This window comes from Streptococcus oralis, from assembly GCF_001579525.1.
GTDB lineage: Bacteria > Bacillota > Bacilli > Lactobacillales > Streptococcaceae > Streptococcus > Streptococcus oralis_M.
The window spans coordinates 68,996-91,305 of the sequence record NZ_LQZC01000011.1 but is presented as its reverse complement, the minus strand read 5'-3'; the positions used below and the strand labels follow the sequence as shown (position 1 = coordinate 91,305).

General features: G+C 41.6%; 18 protein-coding genes. 13 read left to right on the top strand and 5 right to left on the bottom strand.

What is annotated here, in order from left to right; genetic code table 11:
- Positions 1–10 precede the first annotated feature (10 nt).
- The 3 genes from ilvA (at position 11) to SORDD25_RS07100 (ending at position 2,562) form a co-directional block, all read left to right on the top strand.
- Entirely contained in the window at positions 11–1,261 is a 1,251-nt protein-coding gene (gene ilvA / locus SORDD25_RS07110) for a threonine ammonia-lyase IlvA (protein WP_000947300.1), read from the top strand.
- Positions 1,262–1,343: 82 nt separating this feature from the next.
- Positions 1,344–2,240, top strand: coding sequence for an SPFH domain-containing protein (locus SORDD25_RS07105; protein WP_000244062.1), 897 nt, complete (start codon positions 1,344–1,346; stop codon positions 2,238–2,240).
- A 106-nt stretch (positions 2,241–2,346) separates the two neighbouring features.
- Complete coding sequence (locus SORDD25_RS07100) at positions 2,347–2,562, top strand: capsule biosynthesis transcriptional regulator (RefSeq protein ID WP_001130031.1); 216 nt, start codon at positions 2,347–2,349, stop codon at positions 2,560–2,562.
- Between the two features lie 92 nt (positions 2,563–2,654).
- Here SORDD25_RS07100 and SORDD25_RS07095 read toward each other — a convergent pair whose 3' ends face one another.
- On the bottom strand, positions 2,655–3,395 hold the full coding sequence (locus tag SORDD25_RS07095) for an amino acid ABC transporter ATP-binding protein (RefSeq protein WP_061853156.1): 741 nt from the start codon (positions 3,393–3,395) through the stop codon (positions 2,655–2,657).
- Positions 3,392–4,957 carry an ABC transporter substrate-binding protein/permease gene (locus SORDD25_RS07090; RefSeq protein WP_049484376.1) on the bottom strand — a complete coding sequence of 522 codons (1,566 nt, stop codon included), beginning with the start codon at positions 4,955–4,957 and terminating at the stop codon, positions 3,392–3,394. Before SORDD25_RS07090 ends, SORDD25_RS07095 begins: the two co-directional genes overlap by 4 nt.
- A gap of 129 nt (positions 4,958–5,086) precedes the next feature.
- On the opposite strand from SORDD25_RS07090, the gene SORDD25_RS07085 reads away from it, so the two are divergent.
- Both SORDD25_RS07085 and SORDD25_RS07080 read left to right on the top strand, forming a co-directional pair.
- Complete coding sequence (locus SORDD25_RS07085) at positions 5,087–6,982, top strand: DUF2207 domain-containing protein (RefSeq protein WP_061853155.1); 1,896 nt, start codon at positions 5,087–5,089, stop codon at positions 6,980–6,982.
- A gap of 59 nt (positions 6,983–7,041) precedes the next feature.
- On the top strand, positions 7,042–7,887 hold the full coding sequence (locus SORDD25_RS07080; RefSeq protein WP_000273571.1) for an undecaprenyl-diphosphate phosphatase: 846 nt from the start codon (positions 7,042–7,044) through the stop codon (positions 7,885–7,887).
- 33 nt (positions 7,888–7,920) lie between these two features.
- Here the strand turns inward: SORDD25_RS07080 and dinB are convergent, their stop codons facing one another.
- A complete protein-coding gene (dinB, locus tag SORDD25_RS07075) occupies positions 7,921–8,982 on the bottom strand; it encodes a DNA polymerase IV (RefSeq protein ID WP_061853154.1) in 1,062 nt (353 codons plus the stop codon).
- A gap of 232 nt (positions 8,983–9,214) precedes the next feature.
- On the opposite strand from dinB, the gene pflB reads away from it, so the two are divergent.
- Together pflB and SORDD25_RS07065 are read left to right on the top strand one after the other, a co-directional pair.
- Entirely contained in the window at positions 9,215–11,530 is a 2,316-nt protein-coding gene (pflB, locus tag SORDD25_RS07070; RefSeq protein WP_061853153.1) for a formate C-acetyltransferase, read from the top strand.
- Between the two features lie 419 nt (positions 11,531–11,949).
- Positions 11,950–14,055, top strand: a complete 2,106-nt coding sequence (locus SORDD25_RS07065) for an ATP-dependent Clp protease ATP-binding subunit (protein ID WP_061853152.1) — start codon at positions 11,950–11,952, stop codon at positions 14,053–14,055.
- 60 nt (positions 14,056–14,115) lie between these two features.
- On the opposite strand, the gene SORDD25_RS07060 is transcribed toward SORDD25_RS07065, so the two are convergent.
- A complete protein-coding gene (locus tag SORDD25_RS07060; protein WP_000032556.1) occupies positions 14,116–14,598 on the bottom strand; it encodes an S-ribosylhomocysteine lyase in 483 nt (160 codons plus the stop codon).
- A gap of 277 nt (positions 14,599–14,875) precedes the next feature.
- On the opposite strand from SORDD25_RS07060, the gene SORDD25_RS07055 reads away from it, so the two are divergent.
- From SORDD25_RS07055 to SORDD25_RS07035, 5 genes are read left to right on the top strand one after another with little or no spacing between them, the layout of a single operon-like run.
- Complete coding sequence (locus SORDD25_RS07055) at positions 14,876–15,583, top strand: ABC transporter ATP-binding protein (protein ID WP_061853151.1); 708 nt, start codon at positions 14,876–14,878, stop codon at positions 15,581–15,583.
- Position 15,584: 1 nt separating this feature from the next.
- Complete coding sequence (locus SORDD25_RS07050; RefSeq protein ID WP_061853150.1) at positions 15,585–16,373, top strand: lantibiotic ABC transporter permease; 789 nt, start codon at positions 15,585–15,587, stop codon at positions 16,371–16,373.
- Positions 16,373–17,095 carry a lantibiotic ABC transporter permease gene (locus SORDD25_RS07045; RefSeq protein ID WP_061853149.1) on the top strand — a complete coding sequence of 241 codons (723 nt, stop codon included), beginning with the start codon at positions 16,373–16,375 and terminating at the stop codon, positions 17,093–17,095. The genes SORDD25_RS07050 and SORDD25_RS07045 overlap by 1 nt, the downstream gene beginning before the upstream one ends.
- Before the next feature lie 12 nt (positions 17,096–17,107).
- On the top strand, positions 17,108–17,806 hold the full coding sequence (locus tag SORDD25_RS07040) for a response regulator transcription factor (RefSeq protein ID WP_061853148.1): 699 nt from the start codon (positions 17,108–17,110) through the stop codon (positions 17,804–17,806).
- A complete protein-coding gene (locus SORDD25_RS07035; RefSeq protein ID WP_061853147.1) occupies positions 17,773–18,804 on the top strand; it encodes a sensor histidine kinase in 1,032 nt (343 codons plus the stop codon). The genes SORDD25_RS07040 and SORDD25_RS07035 overlap by 34 nt, the downstream gene beginning before the upstream one ends.
- A 134-nt stretch (positions 18,805–18,938) precedes the next feature.
- Here SORDD25_RS07035 and SORDD25_RS07030 read toward each other — a convergent pair whose 3' ends face one another.
- Positions 18,939–20,423: a DUF1846 domain-containing protein gene (locus tag SORDD25_RS07030; RefSeq protein WP_061853146.1), complete on the bottom strand. Its 1,485-nt coding sequence runs from the start codon at positions 20,421–20,423 to the stop codon at positions 18,939–18,941.
- A gap of 152 nt (positions 20,424–20,575) precedes the next feature.
- Here SORDD25_RS07030 and SORDD25_RS07025 point away from each other — a divergent pair, with 152 nt between their 5' ends.
- Positions 20,576–22,186 (top strand): glycoside hydrolase family 13 protein, encoded by a 1,611-nt coding sequence (locus SORDD25_RS07025; protein WP_061853145.1) that lies wholly within the window; start codon positions 20,576–20,578, stop codon positions 22,184–22,186.
- The last annotated feature ends 124 nt before the right edge of the window (positions 22,187–22,310 follow it).

Here is a 22,310-nt window from a genome sequence, read left to right as displayed (position 1 = left end):
GGAGGAGACAATGCTAAGTGCAAAAGATGTGGTGAAAGCCCACAAAGTTTTGAGTGGTGTAGTAGTTGATACACCACTAGAATATGATCATTATTTATCAGAAAAATACCAAGCAAAGATTTATCTCAAAAAGGAGAATGCGCAACGAGTTCGCTCTTTTAAAATTCGTGGAGCCTATTATGCCATTTCTCAACTATCAAAAGAAGAACGCGAGCGTGGTGTAGTCTGTGCCTCTGCGGGAAATCATGCCCAAGGTGTCGCCTATACTTGTAATGAGATGAAGATTCCTGCAACGATCTTTATGCCCATCACAACACCGCAACAAAAGATTGGGCAGGTTCGCTTTTTCGGTGGAGAGTTTGTGACAATCAAGTTGGTTGGGGATACCTTTGATGCTTCTGCTAAGGCAGCACAAGAATTTACATTAACAGAAAACCGCACCTTCATCGATCCTTTTGATGATGCGCATGTTCAGGCTGGTCAAGGGACTGTAGCCTATGAGATTCTTGAAGAAGCCCGTAAAGAGTCTATTGATTTTGATACAGTACTTGTACCAGTAGGTGGTGGCGGATTGATTGCCGGTGTTTCTACTTATATTAAGGAAACCAACCCGACCATTGAAGTGATTGGGGTAGAAGCTAATGGAGCCCGCTCTATGAAAGCTGCCTTTGAGGCTGGGGGACCAGTTAAACTCAAAGAAATTGATAAGTTTGCTGATGGGATAGCTGTACAGAAAGTTGGACAGTTGACCTACGAAGCGACCCGTAAGAATGTTGAAACGCTGATTGGGGTGGACGAGGGATTGATTTCTGAAACCTTGATTGATCTTTATTCCAAGCAAGGAATTGTAGCGGAACCAGCAGGGGCTGCTAGTGTTGCAGCCTTGGAAGTTTTATCAGACTATATCAAAGGCAAGACGATTTGTTGTATTATTTCTGGAGGAAATAACGATATCAACCGCATGCCAGAGATGGAAGAACGTGCCTTGATTTACGATGGAATCAAGCATTACTTTGTAGTGAATTTCCCACAACGTCCAGGAGCTCTCCGAGAGTTTGTAAATGACATTTTGGGGCCAAATGATGACATCACTCGTTTTGAATACATCAAACGAGCAAGCAAGGGGACAGGCCCTGTATTGATTGGGGTAGCCCTTGCCAATAAGCATGATTATGCTGGATTGATTCATCGAATGGAAAAGTTTGACCCATCTTATATTAATTTGAATGGGAACGAAACGTTGTATAATATGCTAGTTTAAGCTAAAATAAAATTCTTATCATATTATTTGCGTAATGGTAATGATGGTGTTATAATGAGGGTGATGAAAGGGGGAGATTCCCATGGTTTTACAAATTTTACTTGTTTTATTGTTTTTAGTGGTGATTGCATCAGTGATCATGGTTAGTTCTGTGTATGTGGTTCGACAACAATCTGTCGCTATCATAGAACGTTTTGGGAAATACCAAAAGTTGAGCAATAGTGGTATTCATTTACGAGCTCCTTTTGGAATTGATAGGATTGCGGCAAGAGTTCAACTACGCTTGTTGCAAAGTGAGATTGTTGTAGAGACAAAGACGCAAGATAATGTATTTGTAACGATGAATGTGGCAACTCAGTATCGAGTGAATGAAAACAATGTCACAGATGCTTATTATAAATTGATGCGTCCAGAAGCCCAAATTAAATCCTATATTGAAGATGCTTTGCGTTCATCTGTACCAAAGCTAACCCTAGATGAGTTGTTTGAGAAGAAGGATGAAATCGCCTTAGAAGTTCAAAAACAAGTGGCTGAAGAAATGTCTACGTATGGGTATATCATTGTCAAAACGCTGATTACTAAGGTTGAACCTGATGCTGAAGTAAAACAATCAATGAATGAAATTAACGCGGCTCAACGTAAGAGAGTTGCGGCGCAAGAACTTGCTGAAGCAGATAAGATTAAAATCGTGACCGCAGCAGAAGCAGAAGCAGAAAAAGATCGCCTACATGGTGTAGGGATTGCAGAGCAGCGTAAAGCAATTGTTGACGGACTAGCTGATTCTATCCAAGAGTTAAAAGGAGCCAATGTTGAGCTAACTGAAGAACAAATCATGTCTATCCTATTAACGAACCAGTATTTAGATACGTTGAATAATTTTGCAGATAAAGAGGGTAATAATACAATCTTCCTACCAGCAAATCCTAATGGAGTCGAGGACATAAGAACTCATATATTATCGGCTTTAAAAGCCAAATAAAAATATGCAGAATAATATAGTTACGACGAATATATGTTTTTTTATTGACAAATGAAATAAAAACGTATACAATTAAGTATTGTAAAGAATAATTTAGGAGAAGAACATGGCTAAGTCGAACTTTGAAAAAGTAGAAGCAGTTGTTGGCTGGGTTCGTGATAAGAAAATCACAGGCTACCGTATCTCTAAAGAAACGAATGCGCGTGAAATGTCTATCATTGCTCTAGCACAAGGACGCGCAAAAGTTAAAAATATTTCATTTGAAACAGCTCTTGGTTTAATCGATTTCTATGAAAAAAATCATGAAAAATTTGAAGATTAAACTGTGGTCACAGGCAGATTCCTGAATCGAGTCTGCCTTTTCTTTACAATTACAAATTAAAAAGACTGCATAAAGAATGCAGTCTTTGTTTATTAGCTGAGATAACGTTGAAGAAATTCTTTTGTTCGTTCTTCTTTAGGGTTCGTGAAGAGTTCTTCTGGTTTGCCTTCTTCAGCAATGACACCCTTATCCATAAAGATGACACGGTGCGAGACATCGCGAGCGAATTCCATTTCGTGGGTTACGACGATCATGGTCAAGCCTTCTTGAGCCAAATCCTGCATAATTTTGAGGACTTCTCCAACCATTTCAGGGTCAAGAGCAGATGTTGGTTCGTCGAAGAGAATGGCATCAGGATTCATGGAGAGAGCGCGGGCGATAGCCACGCGTTGTTTCTGACCACCTGAGAGTTGTTTAGGCTTGGCTTGCCAGTAGCGTTCTCCCATGCCAACTTTTTCGAGATTTTCTTTGGCAATTTTTTCAGCTTCAGAGTGGTCGCGTTTGAGTACAGTCGTTTGGGCAACAATCGTATTTTCAAGGACATTCAGATTTTCAAAGAGATTGAAAGATTGGAAAACCATACCGAGCTTTTCACGATAATGGGTGAGGTTATAGCCTTTTTCTAAGACGTTTTCTCCTTGATAGAGAATCTCTCCCTCTGTAGGAGTTTCTAGTAAATTAATCGAACGAAGGAAGGTTGATTTTCCGCTTCCTGAGCTCCCGATGATGGAAATAACCTCTCCTTTATGGACGGTGAGAGAAATATCTTTTAGCACTTCGTTTTGCCCATAGGATTTTTTGAGGTGTTTGATTTCAAGGATTGGTTGTGTCATTTTTTCAAATCCTCCGTTTGCATTTGGTTAGCACCTGTAGTGTAAGTATCCATATCCATACGACGTTCGATGAAGCGTAGGATACGGGTCACAGTAAAGGTGAGGACAAAGTAAATCACGGCGATGATGGTAAAGGTCTGGAAGTATTGATAGGTTTGTGTTGCTACAGTATTTCCTGAGAAATAAAGCTCAACAACTGAAATAACGTTCAATACAGAGGTATCTTTGATATTGATGACAAACTCATTACCAGTAGCAGGTAGAATATTACGGACAACCTGAGGAAGGACAATCTTACGCATGGTTTGATTGTGGGTCATACCAAGAGCAGTTGCGGCTTCAAATTGTCCCTTGTCAACTGCTAGGATACCACCACGGACGATCTCTGTCATGTAGGCACCCGTATTGATTGAGACGATGAAGATAGCAGCTAGTGTGCGGTCAAGGTTGATACCAAAAGCTTGGGCAGTTCCATAGTAGATAACCATGGATTGAACAATCATCGGTGTACCACGGAAGATCTCGATATAGACATTGAGAATCCAACCGACTAGTTTCTGTAGGGCGTACATTGCCTTGTTCTCAGATAGTGGAGCGGTACGGAAGACCCCAATCGCTAGTCCGATAAGGAGACCTGTGATGGTTCCGATAATGGAGATTAAGAGTGTGATACCAGCACCACGCAAGAGTTGTTGCCAGTTTTCAGAAAGTATCTTAGCGACTTGACTAAAGAAACTACTTTCTTCCTCTGTTGTTGTAGACTCCACAGGTTGCTCTTTGATCATACGATCCATGAGGGCTACTTGTTCATCCTTAGAGATGGTTTCGATGCTGGCATTGATTTGGCTGATGCGGCTGTCATCTTTACGAAGTCCAATGGCAATAGCTGTATCTTCTTCGCCAGTTTTGAAACCTGGTTGAGGTTGGATCATTTTGAACTTAGCGTTAGCAGACTCAGCGGTCATTGCTTCAGGTCGTTCAGAAACATAGGCATCAATAACACCGGCCTCCAAAGCTTGACGCATCTGAGCGAAGTCACCCATAGCAGTTTCTTTTTTGGCACCTGGAATTTGGGAAATCAGGTCATAAAGATAAACACCTTGTTGAGACGTGATTTTTGCTCCGCTGAAATCCTCCAAAGAGTTGGCATTCGCATAGGCAGAGTCCTTTTTGACCAATAGAACCGGTTCGCTAGTATAGTAACTGCTTGAAAAAGCAATTTCTTGTTTGCGTTCAGCGGTTGGGCTCATACCGGCAATGATCATATCGATTTTGCCAGAAGTAAGGGCAGGAACAAGTCCTTCCCATTTGGTTTTCACAACCAAAGGTTCCTTGCCAAGGTCTTTGGCAATCTTTTTAGCAATTTGAACATCGTAGCCGTTGGCATATTGGTTGGTACCGTCGATTTTGACGGCGCCGTTACTATCGTCGTCTTGAGTCCAGTTGAAGGGAGCGTAAGCTGCCTCCATCCCGATGCGTAAATATTCGTCGGCTTGGACTTGGCTAACTAGTCCTAAGGTAAGGGCTAGGCTAGCAAGGATAGATAAGCATAATTTTTTCATGTTTTCTCCTATTTCTAGTCTAAAAATGACTCTCTCTATTGTATCTAAAAATAGTGAGATTTTCAATACAAGTAAGCCTTTACTTATAAAAAATGATATAATGGTAAAAAGATTGAAAGGGAACCGATTATGAAAAAAAGATGGCTGTTGGCTTTGGTATTTACTTATTTATTATTTATACCGAGCCTGGTTTTTGCAGTAGACTTTGATATCTTATCCTATCAGGGTGATTTGAATATTCATGCAGATAATAGTGCAATTTTTAAGGAAACAATTACCTACCGCTTTGGAGATGATTATAATGGTCAGTTAGTTGGACTCGGGAAAGCTGGGAAAATGCCAGAAGGATTTGACATTGATCCCGACCCGACCGTTCAGGTCTCTAAAAATGGAAGAATTGTTCAAAATGTTTCCTTCTATACTATGGAGGAAGAGGACGGCTACAAGGTAAAAATTTACAATGCTGGATATGCCGGAGATACTGTTCGGGTAACGGTTACCTGGAAACTAACAAACCTTCTCTTCTTATATAAGGATATCGCAGAGCTAAATTGGCAACCCTTGACAGATAGTACTGGAGACATCAAAGAGATTGAGTTTAAGGTCAGCTCTGATACTCCAGCAGAGAAACTCTATTTTCATGCAGGGCAACTCCTAAGGGACTCGAGTGTTGAAAAAGTAAATAATCTCTATCATGTCAAAATGAAAGACCTTCCTAGAAAGCGACAGATCGAATTACACGCATACTGGCCTAGAAGTGCTTTTGCAGGAGCTCCAGATCAAGGATTAGAGGAAGAACGTTTAACCGATTTTAACCGGATTGAAAGCAATATAGCAACAGAAAAAGCGCAAAGTGAGATTTTGATGAAATGGGTATTTCCCGTCATTTTTATGAGTCTCTTACTTCTAGTTCCTATCTTCTATAGGATGTTTCGTCAGAGTACAAGCATTAAAAAGGTCTTTCCAAAAGATCATCGACTCTACGAACCACCGATGGATTTGCCTCCAATGGTTTTAGCAGAAGCAGTGTATTCAAGTTCCTTAGAGGAAGTCAATCCTCTAAACAAATCAGGGTTTGGTAAATTTACTTTTGAACGTTTGATTCAGGCAACCTTGTTGGATTTAGTAGATCGAGGTCATTTATCTATTTTCCAAGGGGATGAGGAACCTTATCTACGAATTATCAGTGAAAAAGGCTTATCAAATTTTGAGAAGGAATGCCTGCGCATGACTTTGTCAAATAAGAAAGAATTGGCTATTTCAGAGCTCTTCCCTGATTACCAAGTTTCATCTTCCCTTTACCGTGGTGCCAAAGAGTCAGATGAAAAACAAATCCGAGAAACAGGCTCGCGCCTCAAACGCTCCTTTGAAGGAAGACTTCAACGCATTCAGTCCTGTGTCAAGGATAAGGTCCATGTACTTCGTATCCCAAGCTACTATCGTCTCTTGACAAGTGAGGAACGTCGCCTTGCTCTTGGGATGCGGGTCTGTTCAGCCATAACAGCTCTAGGCGGACTGCTTTTCTTTTACTATAGCTGGAAAACACATGGCTTCTTTTCAATCCCATTTCTACTCTTAGGATTGACAGGATTAGGGGCTAGTTTCTGGGTTTATCTTGCCACGCGAGGAGCCTATCGCGATGGAGTTCTAACAGAGGAAGGAGCAGAAATCTTCTATCTCTGGACGAGTTTTGAAAATATGCTTCGCGACATCGCTCATCTGGATCAGGCCGAGCTAGAGAGCATCATTCTTTGGAACCGTCTATTGGTCTATGCGACTCTCTTTGGTTATGCTAAGAAGGTGAGCAAGTTAATGAAAGTTCGCCATATTCAGCTTGAAAATCCAGATTTGAATCTTTATGTAGCCTATGGTTGGCACTCACAGTTCTACACCTCAACTGCACAAATCAAGCAATATACTGCTGTCGCAAATACAGCTAGCAATTACTCTGTATCTTCTGGAAGTGGAAGTTCAGGTGGAGGATTTTCAGGAGGCGGAGGCGGTGGTAGCATCGGCGCCTTCTAAAAAATCTATCGCAACATCTGAAATTATGTTATAATAGAGGACAGAAAAAGGAGTAATGTATGTATTTTATTGAAATTTTGAAGTCAATCTTTTTTGGGATTGTTGAAGGAATTACAGAATGGTTGCCCATTTCAAGTACTGGCCACTTGATCTTGGTTGAAGAATTTGTACAATACAAGGACCAAAATGAAGCCTTCATGTCCATGTTTAATGTTGTCATCCAGCTTGGTGCCATTTTAGCAGTTATGGTCATTTACTTTAACAAGCTTAACCCCTTCAAACCTGGTAAAACTAAGGTCGAAGTTCGTAGAACTTGGCAATTGTGGTCAAAAGTCTTGGTTGCAACCTTGCCTTTGCTATTGGTCTTTAAATTAGATGATTGGTTTGATGCTAACTTCCATAACATGGTTTCAGTTGCGATCATGTTGATTATCTATGGTGTTGCCTTTATCTATCTTGAAAAACGAAATAAGGCGCAAGCCATTGAACCAACAGTAACAGATTTAGACAAGTTGCCTTATAAAACAGCCCTTTACATTGGGCTCTTCCAAGTCCTCGCTCTCTTCCCGGGAACGAGCCGTTCAGGTGCGACGATTGTTGGTGGTTTGTTGAATGGAACGAGCCGCTCTGTCGTAACAGAGTTTACCTTCTATCTCGGAATTCCTGTTATGTTCGGAGCTAGTGCTTTAAAGATTTTCAAATTTATCAAAGCAGGTCAACTCTTGAGTTTTGGACAACTGTTCTTGCTCTTGGTTGCTATGGGTGTTGCCTTTGCGGTCAGCATGGTTGCCATTCGTTTCTTGACCAGCTATGTGAAGAAGCACGACTTTACACTCTTTGGTAAATACCGTATTGTACTCGGTAGTGTCTTGTTGCTCTATAGTTTTGTGCGTTTATTTGTATAAGAAAAAGCTTGAAGGAAGATTCCTTCAAGCTTTTTAAAATCCTGTCACTGTAATTCCTAGTAAACGGATACCTTTTTCTTTGTCAGCTAGTTCTTCGTAGAGTTGAAGGGCAGTTTGAGAAATCTGACTAACGTCCTGTGTTGCTTGTGGGAGGCTTTTTCGTCTAGTCAGAGTGGAGAAGTCAGCGTATCGTATTTTGAGGATAATGATTTTTCCAGCTTTGTCCTGCTTGCTGAGATTGTGAGCTACCTTTTCGGAGAGAAGAGTCAGCTCTTTTTTGATGTCTTCTTCTACTTGTAGGATTTTTCCATAGGTTTTTTCCTTGCCAATGGACTTACGAATGCGGTCGGGTTTGACCGGTGAGTTATGAATACCTCTTGCCTTTCGATAAAGGTCAAAACCGAGTCTGCCGAACCGATCGATTAAAGTGACTTCTGAGACATCCAATAAGTCTGCACCAGTATAAATGCCCATTTCATGAAGACGTTCAACTGTTTTTTTGCCCACACCATGGAATTTAGCAATGTCCATTTGTTTGAGAAAATCCTCAGCCTGATCTGGGAGGATAACTGTTAAACCATGCGGTTTTCGATAGTCACTAGCCATTTTAGCTAAGAATTTGTTATAAGAAACGCCTGCAGAAGCAGTCAGGTGTAGTTCCTGCCAGATATCCTCTTGGATGAGACGAGCTATTTTGACGGCTGACTTGATACCGAGTTTATTTTCCGTCACATCTAAGTATGCCTCGTCGATACTCATAGGTTCAATCAAATCAGTGTAGCGTTTAAAAATAGCTCGAATCTCAAGTCCCACAGTCTTATACTTTTCATAATTTCCAGAGATAAAGACAGCTTGGGGACAGCGCTCATAAGCTTCTTTAGAACTCATGGCTGAATGAACACCAAAAGCTCGTGCCTCATAGCTACAGGTAGAAACGACACCACGCCCACCAGTTTGTCTGGGGTCGCTTCCGATAATGACAGGTTTGCCCTTTAACTTGGGATTATCTCTTATTTCCACTGCAGCAAAAAAGGCATCCATGTCAATATGGATGATTTTTCTGGACAGATCATTTATCAATGGAAATATGAGCATTATTAACCCTTTCTAGTGTCATTTTCTATTTATTATACCCTTTTTTCTGAAAAAATGGGAAAGTTCAATCTGACTTTCAAAAATATAATACAGATAAGAGCATAAAAGAGACTGTATTATAAAAGAAAGCGTCTAAAATGCCGGTTTTCTCTTGTTGAAATCGGTTACTGTATGGTATACTTGTCTCAAGAATGTAACAGATGACTGTTACTAGAAAAAAGAGGACATTAACATGGTTGTTAAGACAGTTGTTGAAGCACAAGACATTTTTGATAAAGCTTGGGAAGGCTTCAAAGGCGTAGATTGGAAAGAAAAAGCAAGTATTTCTCGCTTTGTTCAAGCTAACTACACACCTTACGATGGAGATGAAAGTTTCCTTGCTGGACCAACAGAACGTTCACTTCACATCAAAAAAATCGTAGAAGAAACAAAAGCACACTACGAAGAAACTCGTTTCCCAATGGACACTCGTCCAACATCTATTGCTGATATTCCTGCTGGATTTATCGACAAAGAAAACGAAGTGATTTTTGGTATCCAAAACGATGAACTCTTCAAATTGAACTTCATGCCAAAAGGTGGTATCCGTATGGCTGAAACTACTTTGAAAGAAAATGGATACGAACCAGATCCAGCTGTTCACGAAATCTTCACTAAATACGTAACAACAGTTAACGATGGTATCTTCCGTGCATACACTTCAAACATTCGTCGCGCTCGTCACGCTCACACTGTAACTGGTCTTCCAGATGCCTACTCACGTGGACGTATCATCGGTGTTTACGCACGTCTTGCTCTTTACGGTGCAGACTACTTGATGCAAGAAAAGGTAAACGACTGGAATGCGATCAAAGAAATTGATGAAGAAACAATCCGTCTTCGTGAAGAAGTAAACCTTCAATACCAAGCATTGCAACAAGTTGTTCGCTTGGGTGACCTTTACGGAGTTGATGTCCGCAAACCAGCGATGAACACGAAAGAAGCCATCCAATGGGTTAACATCGCCTTCATGGCTGTCTGCCGTGTTATCAACGGTGCTGCTACATCTCTAGGACGTGTGCCAATCGTACTTGATATCTTTGCAGAGCGTGACCTTGCTCGTGGTACATTTACTGAATCAGAAATCCAAGAGTTCGTTGATGATTTCGTTATGAAACTTCGTACAGTTAAATTTGCTCGTACAAAAGCTTACGACCAATTGTACTCAGGTGACCCAACCTTCATCACAACTTCTATGGCTGGTATGGGTAACGACGGTCGTCACCGTGTTACTAAGATGGACTACCGTTTCTTGAACACCCTTGACAACATCGGTAACTCTCCAGAGCCAAACTTGACAGTTCTTTGGACTGACAAATTGCCATACAACTTCCGTCGCTACTGTATGCATATGAGCCACAAACACTCTTCTATCCAATACGAAGGTGTAACAACAATGGCTAAAGACGGATACGGAGAAATGAGCTGTATCTCATGCTGTGTGTCACCACTTGACCCAGAAAACGAAGATCAACGCCACAACATCCAGTACTTCGGTGCTCGTGTAAACGTTCTTAAAGCGCTTCTTACTGGTTTGAACGGTGGTTACGACGATGTTCACAAAGACTACAAAGTATTTGACATCGATCCTATCCGTGACGAAGTTCTTGAATTCGAATCAGTTAAAGCGAACTTCGAAAAATCTCTTGATTGGTTGACTGACACTTACGTAGATGCTTTGAACATCATCCACTACATGACTGACAAGTACAACTACGAAGCTGTTCAAATGGCCTTCTTGCCAACTAAACAGCGTGCCAACATGGGATTCGGTATCTGTGGATTTGCTAACACTGTTGATACATTGTCAGCTATTAAATACGCCACTGTTAAACCAATCCGTGATGAAGATGGCTACATCTACGATTACGAAACAATTGGTGAATACCCACGTTGGGGTGAAGATGACCCACGTTCAAACGAATTGGCAGAATGGTTGATCGAAGCTTACACAACTCGTCTACGTAGCCACAAACTATACAAAGACGCAGAAGCTACTGTATCACTTTTGACAATCACATCTAACGTTGCTTACTCTAAACAAACTGGTAACTCACCAGTCCACAAAGGTGTATACCTCAACGAAGATGGTTCTGTGAACTTGTCTAAACTTGAATTCTTCTCACCAGGTGCTAACCCATCAAACAAAGCTAAAGGTGGATGGTTGCAAAACTTGAACTCACTTGCTAGCCTTGACTTTGGTTACGCAGCTGATGGTATCTCATTGACAACTCAAGTTTCTCCACGTGCTCTTGGTAAGACTCGTGACGAACAAGTTGATAACTTGGTAACGATCCTTGATGGTTACTTCGAAAATGGTGGACAACACGTTAACTTGAACGTTATGGACTTGAACGATGTTTACGAAAAGATCATGTCAGGTGAAGACGTTATCGTACGTATCTCTGGATACTGTGTAAACACTAAATACCTCACTCCAGAACAAAAAATTGAATTGACACAACGTGTCTTCCACGAAGTTCTTTCAATGGATGACGCATTGAGCTAAGATTCAATTAGAATGGAAAGAAAGCTAGTCTATAGGACTGGCTTTTTTGTGTACTTACATTATCTATTCAAGACTTCAAAAAAATTTTTTAAAAAATAGTCAAATTTGGTCAAAAAGTTATTGATTTTTACTGACCAATGTGATATAGTAGAAACATAAGGAAAATGAATTCCTTAGAAAACTTCATTTTTAATGATTTTATTGCTTGAAAATGTACGATAGATACCCTAGAAAGGGGTGAGGCCTATGTTGAATCTAACAGACTTTGAAAAGAAGATGATAAAAGGCTCATTTAAGGAAGAAAAAACAGAAATTATACGTAGGGTAGCTAGTTAGCTAGTCTAAAATTTTTAAAACAAAGGTCAAAGATAGTCAATGTCAGAGATCGCGAATAATCAATATTAAACGAGGTAAAAAATATGAACAACAACTTTAATAACTTTAACAACATGGATGATTTATTTAACCAATTGATGGGTGGTATGCGAGGATACAGCTCTGAAAACCGTCGTTACTTGATTAATGGACGTGAAGTGACACCTGAGGAATTTGCTCATTATCGTGCAACGGGGCAATTACCAGGAAATGCAGAATCTGATGCGCAAATGCAACAACACGCTTCAGGTATGAAACAAGACGGTGTCCTTGCTAAACTAGGTCGTAACTTGACAGCGGAAGCTCGTGAGGGCAAGTTGGATCCTGTTATCGGACGAAACAAGGAAATTCAAGAAACATCTGAAATCCTCTCACGTCGTACCAAAAACAATCCTGTTCTGGTTGGAGATGCAGGTGTTGGTAAGACAGCAGTTGTCGAAGGTCTAGCGCAAGCCATTGTGAACGGAGATGTTCCAGCTGCTATCAAGAACAAGGAAATCATTTCCATTGATATCTCAGGTCTCGAGGCTGGTACTCAATACCGTGGTAGCTTTGAAGAAAATGTGCAAAATCTAGTCAACGAAGTGAAAGAAGCAGGGAATATTATCCTCTTCTTTGATGAAATTCACCAAATCCTCGGTGCTGGTAGCACTGGTGGAGACAGTGGATCTAAAGGTCTTGCAGACATTCTCAAGCCAGCTCTCTCCCGTGGTGAGTTGACCGTTATTGGGGCAACAACTCAGGACGAATACCGTAACACGATTTTGAAGAATGCGGCTCTTGCTCGTCGTTTCAACGAAGTCAAGGTCAATGCTCCTTCAGCAGAGGATACTTTTAAAATCCTTCAAGGAATTCGTGATCTTTATCAACAACACCACAATGTTATCTTGCCAGATGAAGTCTTGAAAGCAGCAGTGGATTATTCCATCCAATATATTCCTCAACGTAGCTTGCCTGATAAGGCTATTGACCTTGTCGATGTAACGGCGGCTCACTTGGCGGCTCAACATCCTGTAACAGATGTTCATGCTGTTGAACGGGAAATTGAGGCAGAAAAAGACAAGCAAGAAAAAGCTGTTGAGGCAGAAGATTTTGAAGCAGCTCTTAATGCCAAGACACGTATTGCTGAATTAGAGAAAAAAGTCGAAAACCACACAGAAGACATGAAAGTGACTGCAAGCATCAACGATGTGGCTGAATCTGTGGAACGAATGACAGGTATCCCAGTATCACAAATGGGAGCATCAGACATCGAACGTTTGAAAGATATGGCTCATCGCTTGGAACACAAGGTAATCGGTCAAGATAAGGCGGTAGAAGCGGTAGCTCGTGCTATCCGTCGTAACCGTGCTGGTTTTGATGAAGGCAATCGCCCAATCGGTAGCTTCCTCTTTGTAGGTCCAACTGGGGTTGGTAAAACAGAACTTGCTAAGCAATTGGCGCTCGATATGTTTGGAACCAAGGATGCGATCATCCGCTTGGATATGTCCGAATATAGTGACCGCACAGCCGTTTCTAAATTGATCGGTACAACAGCAGGTTATGTGGGTTATGATGACAATAGCAATACCTTGACAGAACGTGTTCGTCGCAATCCATACTCTATCATTCTTTTGGACGAGATTGAAAAGGCTGATCCTCAAGTAATCACCCTTCTCCTCCAAGTCTTGGATGATGGTCGTTTGACTGATGGTCAAGGAAATACAGTGAACTTTAAGAACACGGTCATTATAGCAACATCAAATGCTGGATTTGGCTATGAAGCCAACTTGACAGAAGATGCGTACAAACCAGAATTGATGGATCGCTTGAAACCATTCTTCCGTCCAGAGTTTCTTAACCGCTTTAACGCAGTTATCGAGTTCTCACACTTGAATAAGGAAGACCTTTCTAAGATTGTGGACTTGATGTTGGCGGAAGTCAACCAAACTTTGGCTAAGAAAGACATTGATTTGGAAGTTAGTCAAGCAGCTAAGGACTTTATCACAGAAGAAGGTTATGACGAAGTTATGGGTGTTCGTCCTCTCCGTCGCGTGGTTGAACAACAAATTCGTGATAAGGTGACAGATTTCCACTTGGATCATCTAGATGCCAAACATCTGGAAGCAGATATGGAAGATGGCGTTTTGGTCATTCGTGAAAAAGCCTAACTCAAGATTTTGAGAATAAAAAAAGAAGGAACTAGCTAAAAAGCTGGTTCCTTTTTGTGTTTAGATGATATGGCGCTCAAAGGCATCATCTGAGATTCCTTGTTCCAAGATGAGTTTTGCCCATTCTTTAGCAGAAAAGAGGCTGTGGTCCTTGTAGTTTCCACAAGATTCGATGGTTGTCCCTGGGACATCTTCCCAAGTAGTGGTTTCAGCAATTTCCTTGAGCGAATCCTTGATAACAGCGGCAATCTCAGCACTGGTGTGACGTCCCCACATAATCATATGGAAACCAGTACGGCAACCGAAGGGTGAGCAGTCAATCATGCCGTCAATGCGGGTACGGATGAGTTTGGCCAAGAGGTGCTCGATAGTGTGAAGGCCAGCGGTAGGGATAGAGTCTTCATTTGGTTGCACCAAGCGAATATCAAAGTTGGAGATGACATCTCCCTTTGGCCCTGTTTCTTCCCCAATCAAGCGAACATAGGGTGCTTTAACGATAGTGTGGTCAAGCTCAAAACTTTCAACAATAACTTCTTTTGACATGGTAAATCCTTTCAGTTTTCTTCTTTCATTATATCATAAAGCCTGCTCTTGATGGAGTTTGATAAATGACTTTTTGGATAATAAAGTCTCCGTACATAAACCTCAGAATTATAAAAAAAGAATGGAGTAAAGGAAAAGAAAAACTGAGTTCTTTCTAATGAAGCTAGAGCGACTTTTGAAAAGTGGATCAACTTTTTCTGAAATTTCTGTTTAATCTCTGAACTAATTCTGAACTAGATTGGGTATACTGGAGAAAATAAAGATAAAGGAGTTCAGTATGGAACATATTGTAAAAATTGATCATGTTTCTAAAAAATATGGAGACAAGCAAATTTTAAAGGATATTTCTTTTACAGCTAGGAGTGGTCGCATTACGGCTTTTCTAGGACATAATGGTGCAGGAAAAAGCTCGACCTTGAGGATTCTCTTGGGCTTAGATCGGGCGACAGCAGGAACTGCGACTTTTGATGGACAAACCTATCAGTCAATGATTTATCCTCTCAAAACAGTAGGTGCAGCCTTTGATGGCATTGGCGGTCTGCCAAATCGAAAGGTCTATGACCACTTGAGAATTATTGCGGCGAGTAATGCTATTTCCAAGTCTCGGATCGATGAGGTTTTGGAGATGACTGGAATCGCTCATAAGAGGAAGGACCTCTTGTCAAGCCTGTCTCTGGGGGAAGGTCAACGCTTGGGTTTGGCAGCAGCTTTGCTGGGTGATCCTCAGTTTCTTATATTAGATGAGCCGACTAATGGGCTGGATCCAAGTGGGATTAAGTGGTTTAGAAGGTTCATTCGCCAGCAGGCTGATTTTGGGAAAACCGTCCTTCTATCCTCTCATATCCTGTCTGAGGTACAAATGGTAACAGATGATGTAGTCTTGATTCATCATGGGCAAATTATCGAACAGGGAACGCTAGAAGATGTATTACAAGGAACAGATAGTTTAGAAGAGCTCTTCTTCGACTTAACAGAGGAGGTTTAAGATGAAAGAGACGATGTCTTTATTGCATTCAGAGTGGTTGAAAATCCAATCAACCAAGGCTTTCAGGGTAAGTGTGGTCTTTATGCTGTTATTGGTACCTGTTGTGTCATGGCTAGAGGGACGTCAGTATCTGTCTATCGGTTTAGATGCGACCCCTGAGACGGTTCCCGGTCTGGCAGAAGCTATTGATCCGCTTGAATATCTAGGTCTTAATGGCGCTTCTATGGGTGGTATGGTTTTAGTCATCTTAGCTGGAATTTTGGGAGCAACGGAATTTCAGTCTCATAGCTTGCGAACCAGTCTATTGGCTTGTAATAACCGCTTGAAGCTATTTATGGGGAAAATATTGACCTTTGGTTTGTTTTCACTCATCATTAGCTTGTTATCCATTTATTTGAGCTATATTGTCATGCACTTGGCTTTAGGAAAAGAAGGGCTACATCCAATTTTACTTAATCAAGCTGCTTGGAGTCATCTTTTATGGAAGGCACTAGCTACTGCATTGCTAGGTCTCTTGTCCTTTTTATTGGGATTGCTTGGGCGGACGATGTTGCTTCCCTTACTCTTTCTTGTGCCCCAGCTCTATAATCTGGGAAACTACCTGGCAGCTCATACGAGTTGGGGTGCTTATCTGCCACAGCCCGCAGGAGAGTTATTTGTTGCAACGCCGACTTCCCAATATGCCAACAATCCCTTGCAAGGACTCTTGATACTAAGCGTATGGTTGCTAATCATCGGCGTCATGGCCTCTCTGCGCTTTTTGAAGACGGATTTAGGAGGACGCTACTGATGATAAAAGCTCTGCTTAAAAGTGAATGGATTAAGTTCCGTTCTTACTATCTCGCTCTTGGTGCAGCCTTGGTGGCTCTGGTAATCGTTCCATTTTTTCTAATGAATCTTGACTACAATCAGACAGCAGTTGGCCAGACAAAGGCTCTGAGTGAAGCTTTGCATGCTCTCTATCTGGCGCAGCCTGTCATCGTCATCTTTACTTCCCTCTATTTTGCCCAGGAGTTTGTCAAGTCTGGGATGCGAACGAATTTTCTAACCGTATCAAATAGAAAGGCTTGGTTGGCTGGGAAATTCCTTTTTCTGGCCGTTCTGCTCTTGGTTCTCTACAGTGTCATGATAGGCAGCTGTTTCTTTGTTATGCTGGCTCGATTTGACCTAGACTTTAGCTGGCCCTTACTGGGGAAATTCCTCTATTACAGCTCTTTTGGTCTTCTCAGCAATCTTTTTCTGGCTCTTTTAGCTGCTGGTCTCGCTTTGCTCTTTCAATCTTGGGTTGTGCCGGTGTCGGTGCTATTTCCTCTCTTGATTGGTCTTAGCCGTTTATTGGCAACTTTTATCAAAGAAGCAAAGTACCTGCCCGATCTGGCTACGCTAAATCTTTTTGAGTATGAAGGGCTTCAGCATTCAATAGATCTATCAGGGTTGGGAATACAGCTGTTCTGGCTAGCTTTGATTTGGAGCTCTGCTATATTCTTGACCTTGAAACGAGATGTTCGCTAGAGGTATGCTATAATGGAAATCATGAGACAGTATCGTATTTTGGTGGTTGATGACGACCGGAGCATTTTAAAGCTGGTGAAAAACGTCCTAGAGCTCGATGCTTATGACGTGACGACGCTTGATCGGATAGAAGAGCTAGAATTGACGGATTTTGTAGGATATGATTTGATTCTGCTAGATGTGATGATGGAGCCTGTTAATGGTTTTGAGCTGTGTTCCTACATTCGTCCTCATTTTTCATGTCCAATCATCTTTCTGACAGCTAAGGAGTTAGAGGCGGACAAGGTGGCAGGGCTCTTTCGCGGAGCAGATGACTATATTGTCAAGCCTTTTGGGACCAAAGAATTGCTGGCGCGTGTCAGAGCTCATCTTCGGCGGGAGGAAAGACGGGAGGAGCGATATTCTGAAATTGCTTCTTGTCAATTTTATCCAGAGCGCTATGAAGTTGCTTGTTTTGGTAAAGTCTTGAAATTTTCAGAGCGAGAGTTTAAGTTGCTGCATTTACTAGCTAGCAATCCCAAGCAGACCTTTTCAGCTGAACGCCTGCATACCTTGCTTTACCCAGAAAGCTCAGAAACACAGCTTCGCTCCATCTCAGAGTATGTATATCAGATTCGTCAAAAATGCAAACAAGAAGGGCTGCAAGCAATCGCAACAGTGAGAGGAGTAGGCTATAGATGGCAATTAGAACCCGAAATTTCAAAAGCCTAGTCTGGACAACCAGTTTAAAAATCGTATTTTTTCATGTTTTGATTTTTGTGCTTATAGGCTATGAATTTACACAAGGAAGTGATCACGTTTTTTTCACCTTGTTCTTTTGGGCGGGGAGCTTGCTGCTGATTACTTTTTATCATATTTTGAAATTGCTCCGAAAAATCAACAGGGAAATAAAAATGCTAAAGAGCGAGAAGCTTTTAGAAGAAAATCAAAGTCAGCTTTTTCGGATTGAGGAAATGCTAGAAGTTTATAGCGATTTACGGAGCAGCCACCAAGAAAATGCTCATCTTCTAGAAAGAGAGCAGCAGCATAATCAGGAGTTGATTTTACAGCTATCAGCGACATCGCACGATTTGAAGACGCCCCTAACTGTGATTAAAGGGAACGCTGAGCTCTTGGAATTGGCGCAGTTGGGCCATCCACAGGCAGACTATGCTGCTGAGATTTTGCAGGCTAGTCACAAGATGGAAGAGTATTGTGGCTCTTTGATTGATTACGCTAAGACTTTTCAGATTGATTCTAATCAGTTCATTCAGCTTTCCTTAGGGGATTTTTTGGCTTATCTACAGGATGATTGGGCACTGTTCAGCAAACAGGAAAGCCATCGTTTCTACCTCCAAGAAGATTGTGAGCTGAGTCTGATTTTGTCAATTCATTTGGACTATCTCAAGCGAGCTTTGCTCAATATTTTACTGAATGCGCTTGAACATGCAGACCAGAATCAAAAGGAAGTGAAGCTGATGGTATCAGTGCAGCAGGACCAGTTGGTTTTTGCTATCTGGAACAATGGCCCTGCATTTTCAGAGGAGATGCTGCTGGGAGCGGAACGCCTCTTTTATCAGAGTGACCAAAGCCGCAATTCAGCTAATCCCCATCATGGAATCGGCTTAGCCTTTTCTAAGCAAGTAGCTCTCTTGCACGGTGGTCGTCTGACCCTGCTCAATCCAGACCAAGTAGGAGCCTGTGTCGAGTTGACAATTTCATTGAAATAAATGAGAATGGAAAATCATAAAAACGCATAATACCAAGTGTCCAAAAGACTTGATATTATGCGTTTGATTTTTTTATTATGTAAAGATTTACTGGATTTTTATCTCGAATTGAGTTTTTGTCCAGCCTTGTTTATTTATTTGCGATACAAGCGATCGTATTGGTAGTATGGATCAAAGGTTACGTTGATGCCTAGTTTGCGAAGGACATTTTTGTCTTCATCGGTCAAGATGATGGTTGAGTGGGCTTCGCTTCCTTTGAGATTCCCAAGTTCTTCCATGGCACGCGCAGCATCAGGATTTTCCATAGCTGTGATGGCAAGTGCAATCAAAATTTCATTTGAGTGGAGGCGAGGATTGCGGCTACCTAGATGATTGATTTTAAGACCTTGAATTGGCTTGACGACTTCAGGCTCGATTAATTTTACTTCCTTAGCGATGTTAGCTGATTTTTTGATGGCATTGATCAAGGAAGCAGCTGTAGGACCAAAGAGTTCAGAGTTTTTACCAGTTACGATTTCCCCATTTGGCAATTCAAGTGCTAGGGCAGGGCCACCAGTTTCTTCTGCTTTTTGGCGTGCAGTAACAGCAACCTTACGGTCTGCAGGTGTGATACCGAGGTCGTTCATAAGAAGTTCAATCTTCTTGACAGCAGTTTCTCCGACTTTTTCAGCCTTAAAGTCAAGAACGGTTTGATAGTAGCGACGGATGATTTCTTGTTTTGAAGCTTCGATAGCAGCCTCATTATCTGTAATAGCGAAGCCAACCATGTTGACACCCATGTCTGTTGGTGAAGCGTATGGAGATTCACCGAGAATGCGTTCCAACATACGTTTGAGCACTGGGAAGATTTCGATATCACGGTTGTAGTTGACAGTGGTTTCTCCGTAGGTTTGGAGATGGAAGGGGTCAATCATATTGACATCATCAAGGTCCGCGGTTGCAGCCTCGTAGGCCAAATTGACTGGATGATGAAGGGGCAGATTCCAAACTGGGAAGGTTTCAAACTTAGCGTAACCAGACTTGATGCCATTAAGTTGGTCGTGGTACATATTGGACATACAAGTTGCCAATTTTCCAGAACCAGGTCCAGGAGCTGTTACGACGATCAAGTTGCGACTGGTTTTGATGTAGTCGTTTTTCCCCATGCCTTCGGGAGAAATGATGTGATCCATATCCGTCGGGTATCCTTTGATTGGATAATGAAGATAGGAATCAATCCCGTTTTTATCTAACTGGTTGCGGAAGGCATCTGCAGCAGGTTGTCCAGCGTACTGTGTGATGACAACTGAGCCAACAAAAATTCCCAGCTCATTGAATTTGTCAATCAAACGAAGAACTTCTTGGTCATAAGAAATGCCTAGGTCGCCACGCGCTTTAGAATGTTCGATGTTGCTAGCGTTAATGGCAATCACAACCTCAACCTGCTCTTTCAATTCTTGCAAGAGCTTGATTTTATTATCAGGCTCATAACCAGGCAGTACACGAGCAGCGTGGAAATCTTCTAACATTTTGCCACCAAACTCCAGGTAAAGCTTGCCGTCAAATTGGTTAATGCGCTCCAAAATGTGGTCGCGTTGTAGATTCAAATATTGTTCAGAACTAAAAGCTTGTTTTTTCATTTTTTTACCTCTGACCTCTATTATAATAAAAAAATGGAAGATAGGAAACTACGGAGTCAAAAAAGAAATTAAAAAGATTAGGCAAACGCTTGCACTAAGTTTTAAAAAGCGCTATCATAGACTGTAGAATATTAAAATAATGAGGTAAACAGATGCAAGAAAAATGGTGGCACAATGCCGTAGTCTATCAAGTCTATCCAAAGAGTTTTATGGATAGCAACGGAGATGGGATTGGTGATTTGCCAGGAATTACTAGTAAGTTGGACTATCTAGCTAAGTTAGGAATCACAGCGATTTGGCTTTCTCCTGTTTATGACAGTCCGATGGATGATAATGGCTATGATATTGCTGATTATCAAGCGATTGCAGCTATTTTTGGAACCATGGAGGACATGGAGCAACTCATCGCAGAAGCTAAGAAGCGTGATATTCGAATTATCATGGACTTGGTAGTCAATCATACCTCGGATGAACACGCCTGGTTTGTTGAGGCTTGTGAAAATCCTGATAGCCCTGAGCGAGACTACTATATCTGGCGGGATGAGCCCAATGATTTGGAGTCTATCTTTAGTGGATCCGCCTGGGAATACGATGAAAAGTCGGGTCAATACTATCTCCACTTTTTCAGTAAGAAACAGCCTGATCTCAACTGGGAAAATGAAAAACTGCGCCAGAAAATCTATGAGATGATGAACTTCTGGATTGATAAGGGCATTGGCGGTTTCCGTATGGATGTTATTGACATGATTGGGAAAATTCCTGATGAGAAGGTAGTCAATAACGGTCCTATGCTCCATCCCTATCTCAAGGAGATGAACCAAGCCACCTTTGGTGACAAAGATCTCTTGACGGTAGGAGAGACCTGGGGTGCAACGCCAGAGATTGCTAAGCTCTACTCGGATCCAAAGGGACAAGAATTGTCTATGGTCTTCCAGTTTGAACACATCTGTCTTCAGTATCAGGAAGGGCAACCTAAGTGGCACTACCAAAAAGAGTTAAATGTAGGGAAGTTAAAAGAGATTTTCAACAAATGGCAGACAGAGCTGGGAGTTGAGGACGGCTGGAATTCCCTCTTCTGGAACAACCATGACCTTCCTCGCATCGTCTCTATCTGGGGAAATGACCAAGAATACCGTGAGAAGTCTGCTAAAGCCTTTGCAATCTTGCTTCATCTCATGAGAGGGACTCCCTATATCTACCAAGGTGAGGAGATTGGGATGACCAACTATCCGTTTGAAACACTGAACCAAGTAGAAGATATTGAATCTCTCAACTATGCGCGTGAAGCTCTTGAAAAAGGCGTTCCGCTAGAGGAAATTATGGATAGTATCCGTGTCATTGGACGTGATAATGCCCGTACCCCGATGCAATGGGATGAGAGCAAAAATGCTGGTTTCTCAACAGGTCAACCTTGGTTGGCAGTTAATTCAAACTACGAAAAAATCAACGTTCAAGAAGCTCTGGCAAATCCAGATTCTATTTTCTATACTTATCAAAAACTCGTTCAAATCCGTAAGGAGAACAGCTGGCTGATTCGAGCTGACTTTGAATTGCTTGATACAGCTGACAAGATCTTTGCTTATATCCGTAAGGACGGTGAGCACCGCTTCTTAGTTGTAGCTAACTTGTCCAATGAAAAACAAAACTTTTCAGTAGAAGGAAGAGTTAAGTCAATCTTGATTGAAAACACTACTGCTAAAGAAGCAGTTGAAAAACAGACCTTAGCTCCATGGGATGCTTTCTGTGTGGAACTAACGGATTAAAATAAGTGAACAGCACCGCAAAAGTTAGATTTTTTATGTCTGACTTTTGCGGTGCTGTTTAATTTGTGGATGTTTTTTAATTTTACAGAGAGAAAAAGAGAAGACCAAATGGTCTTCTCAACGG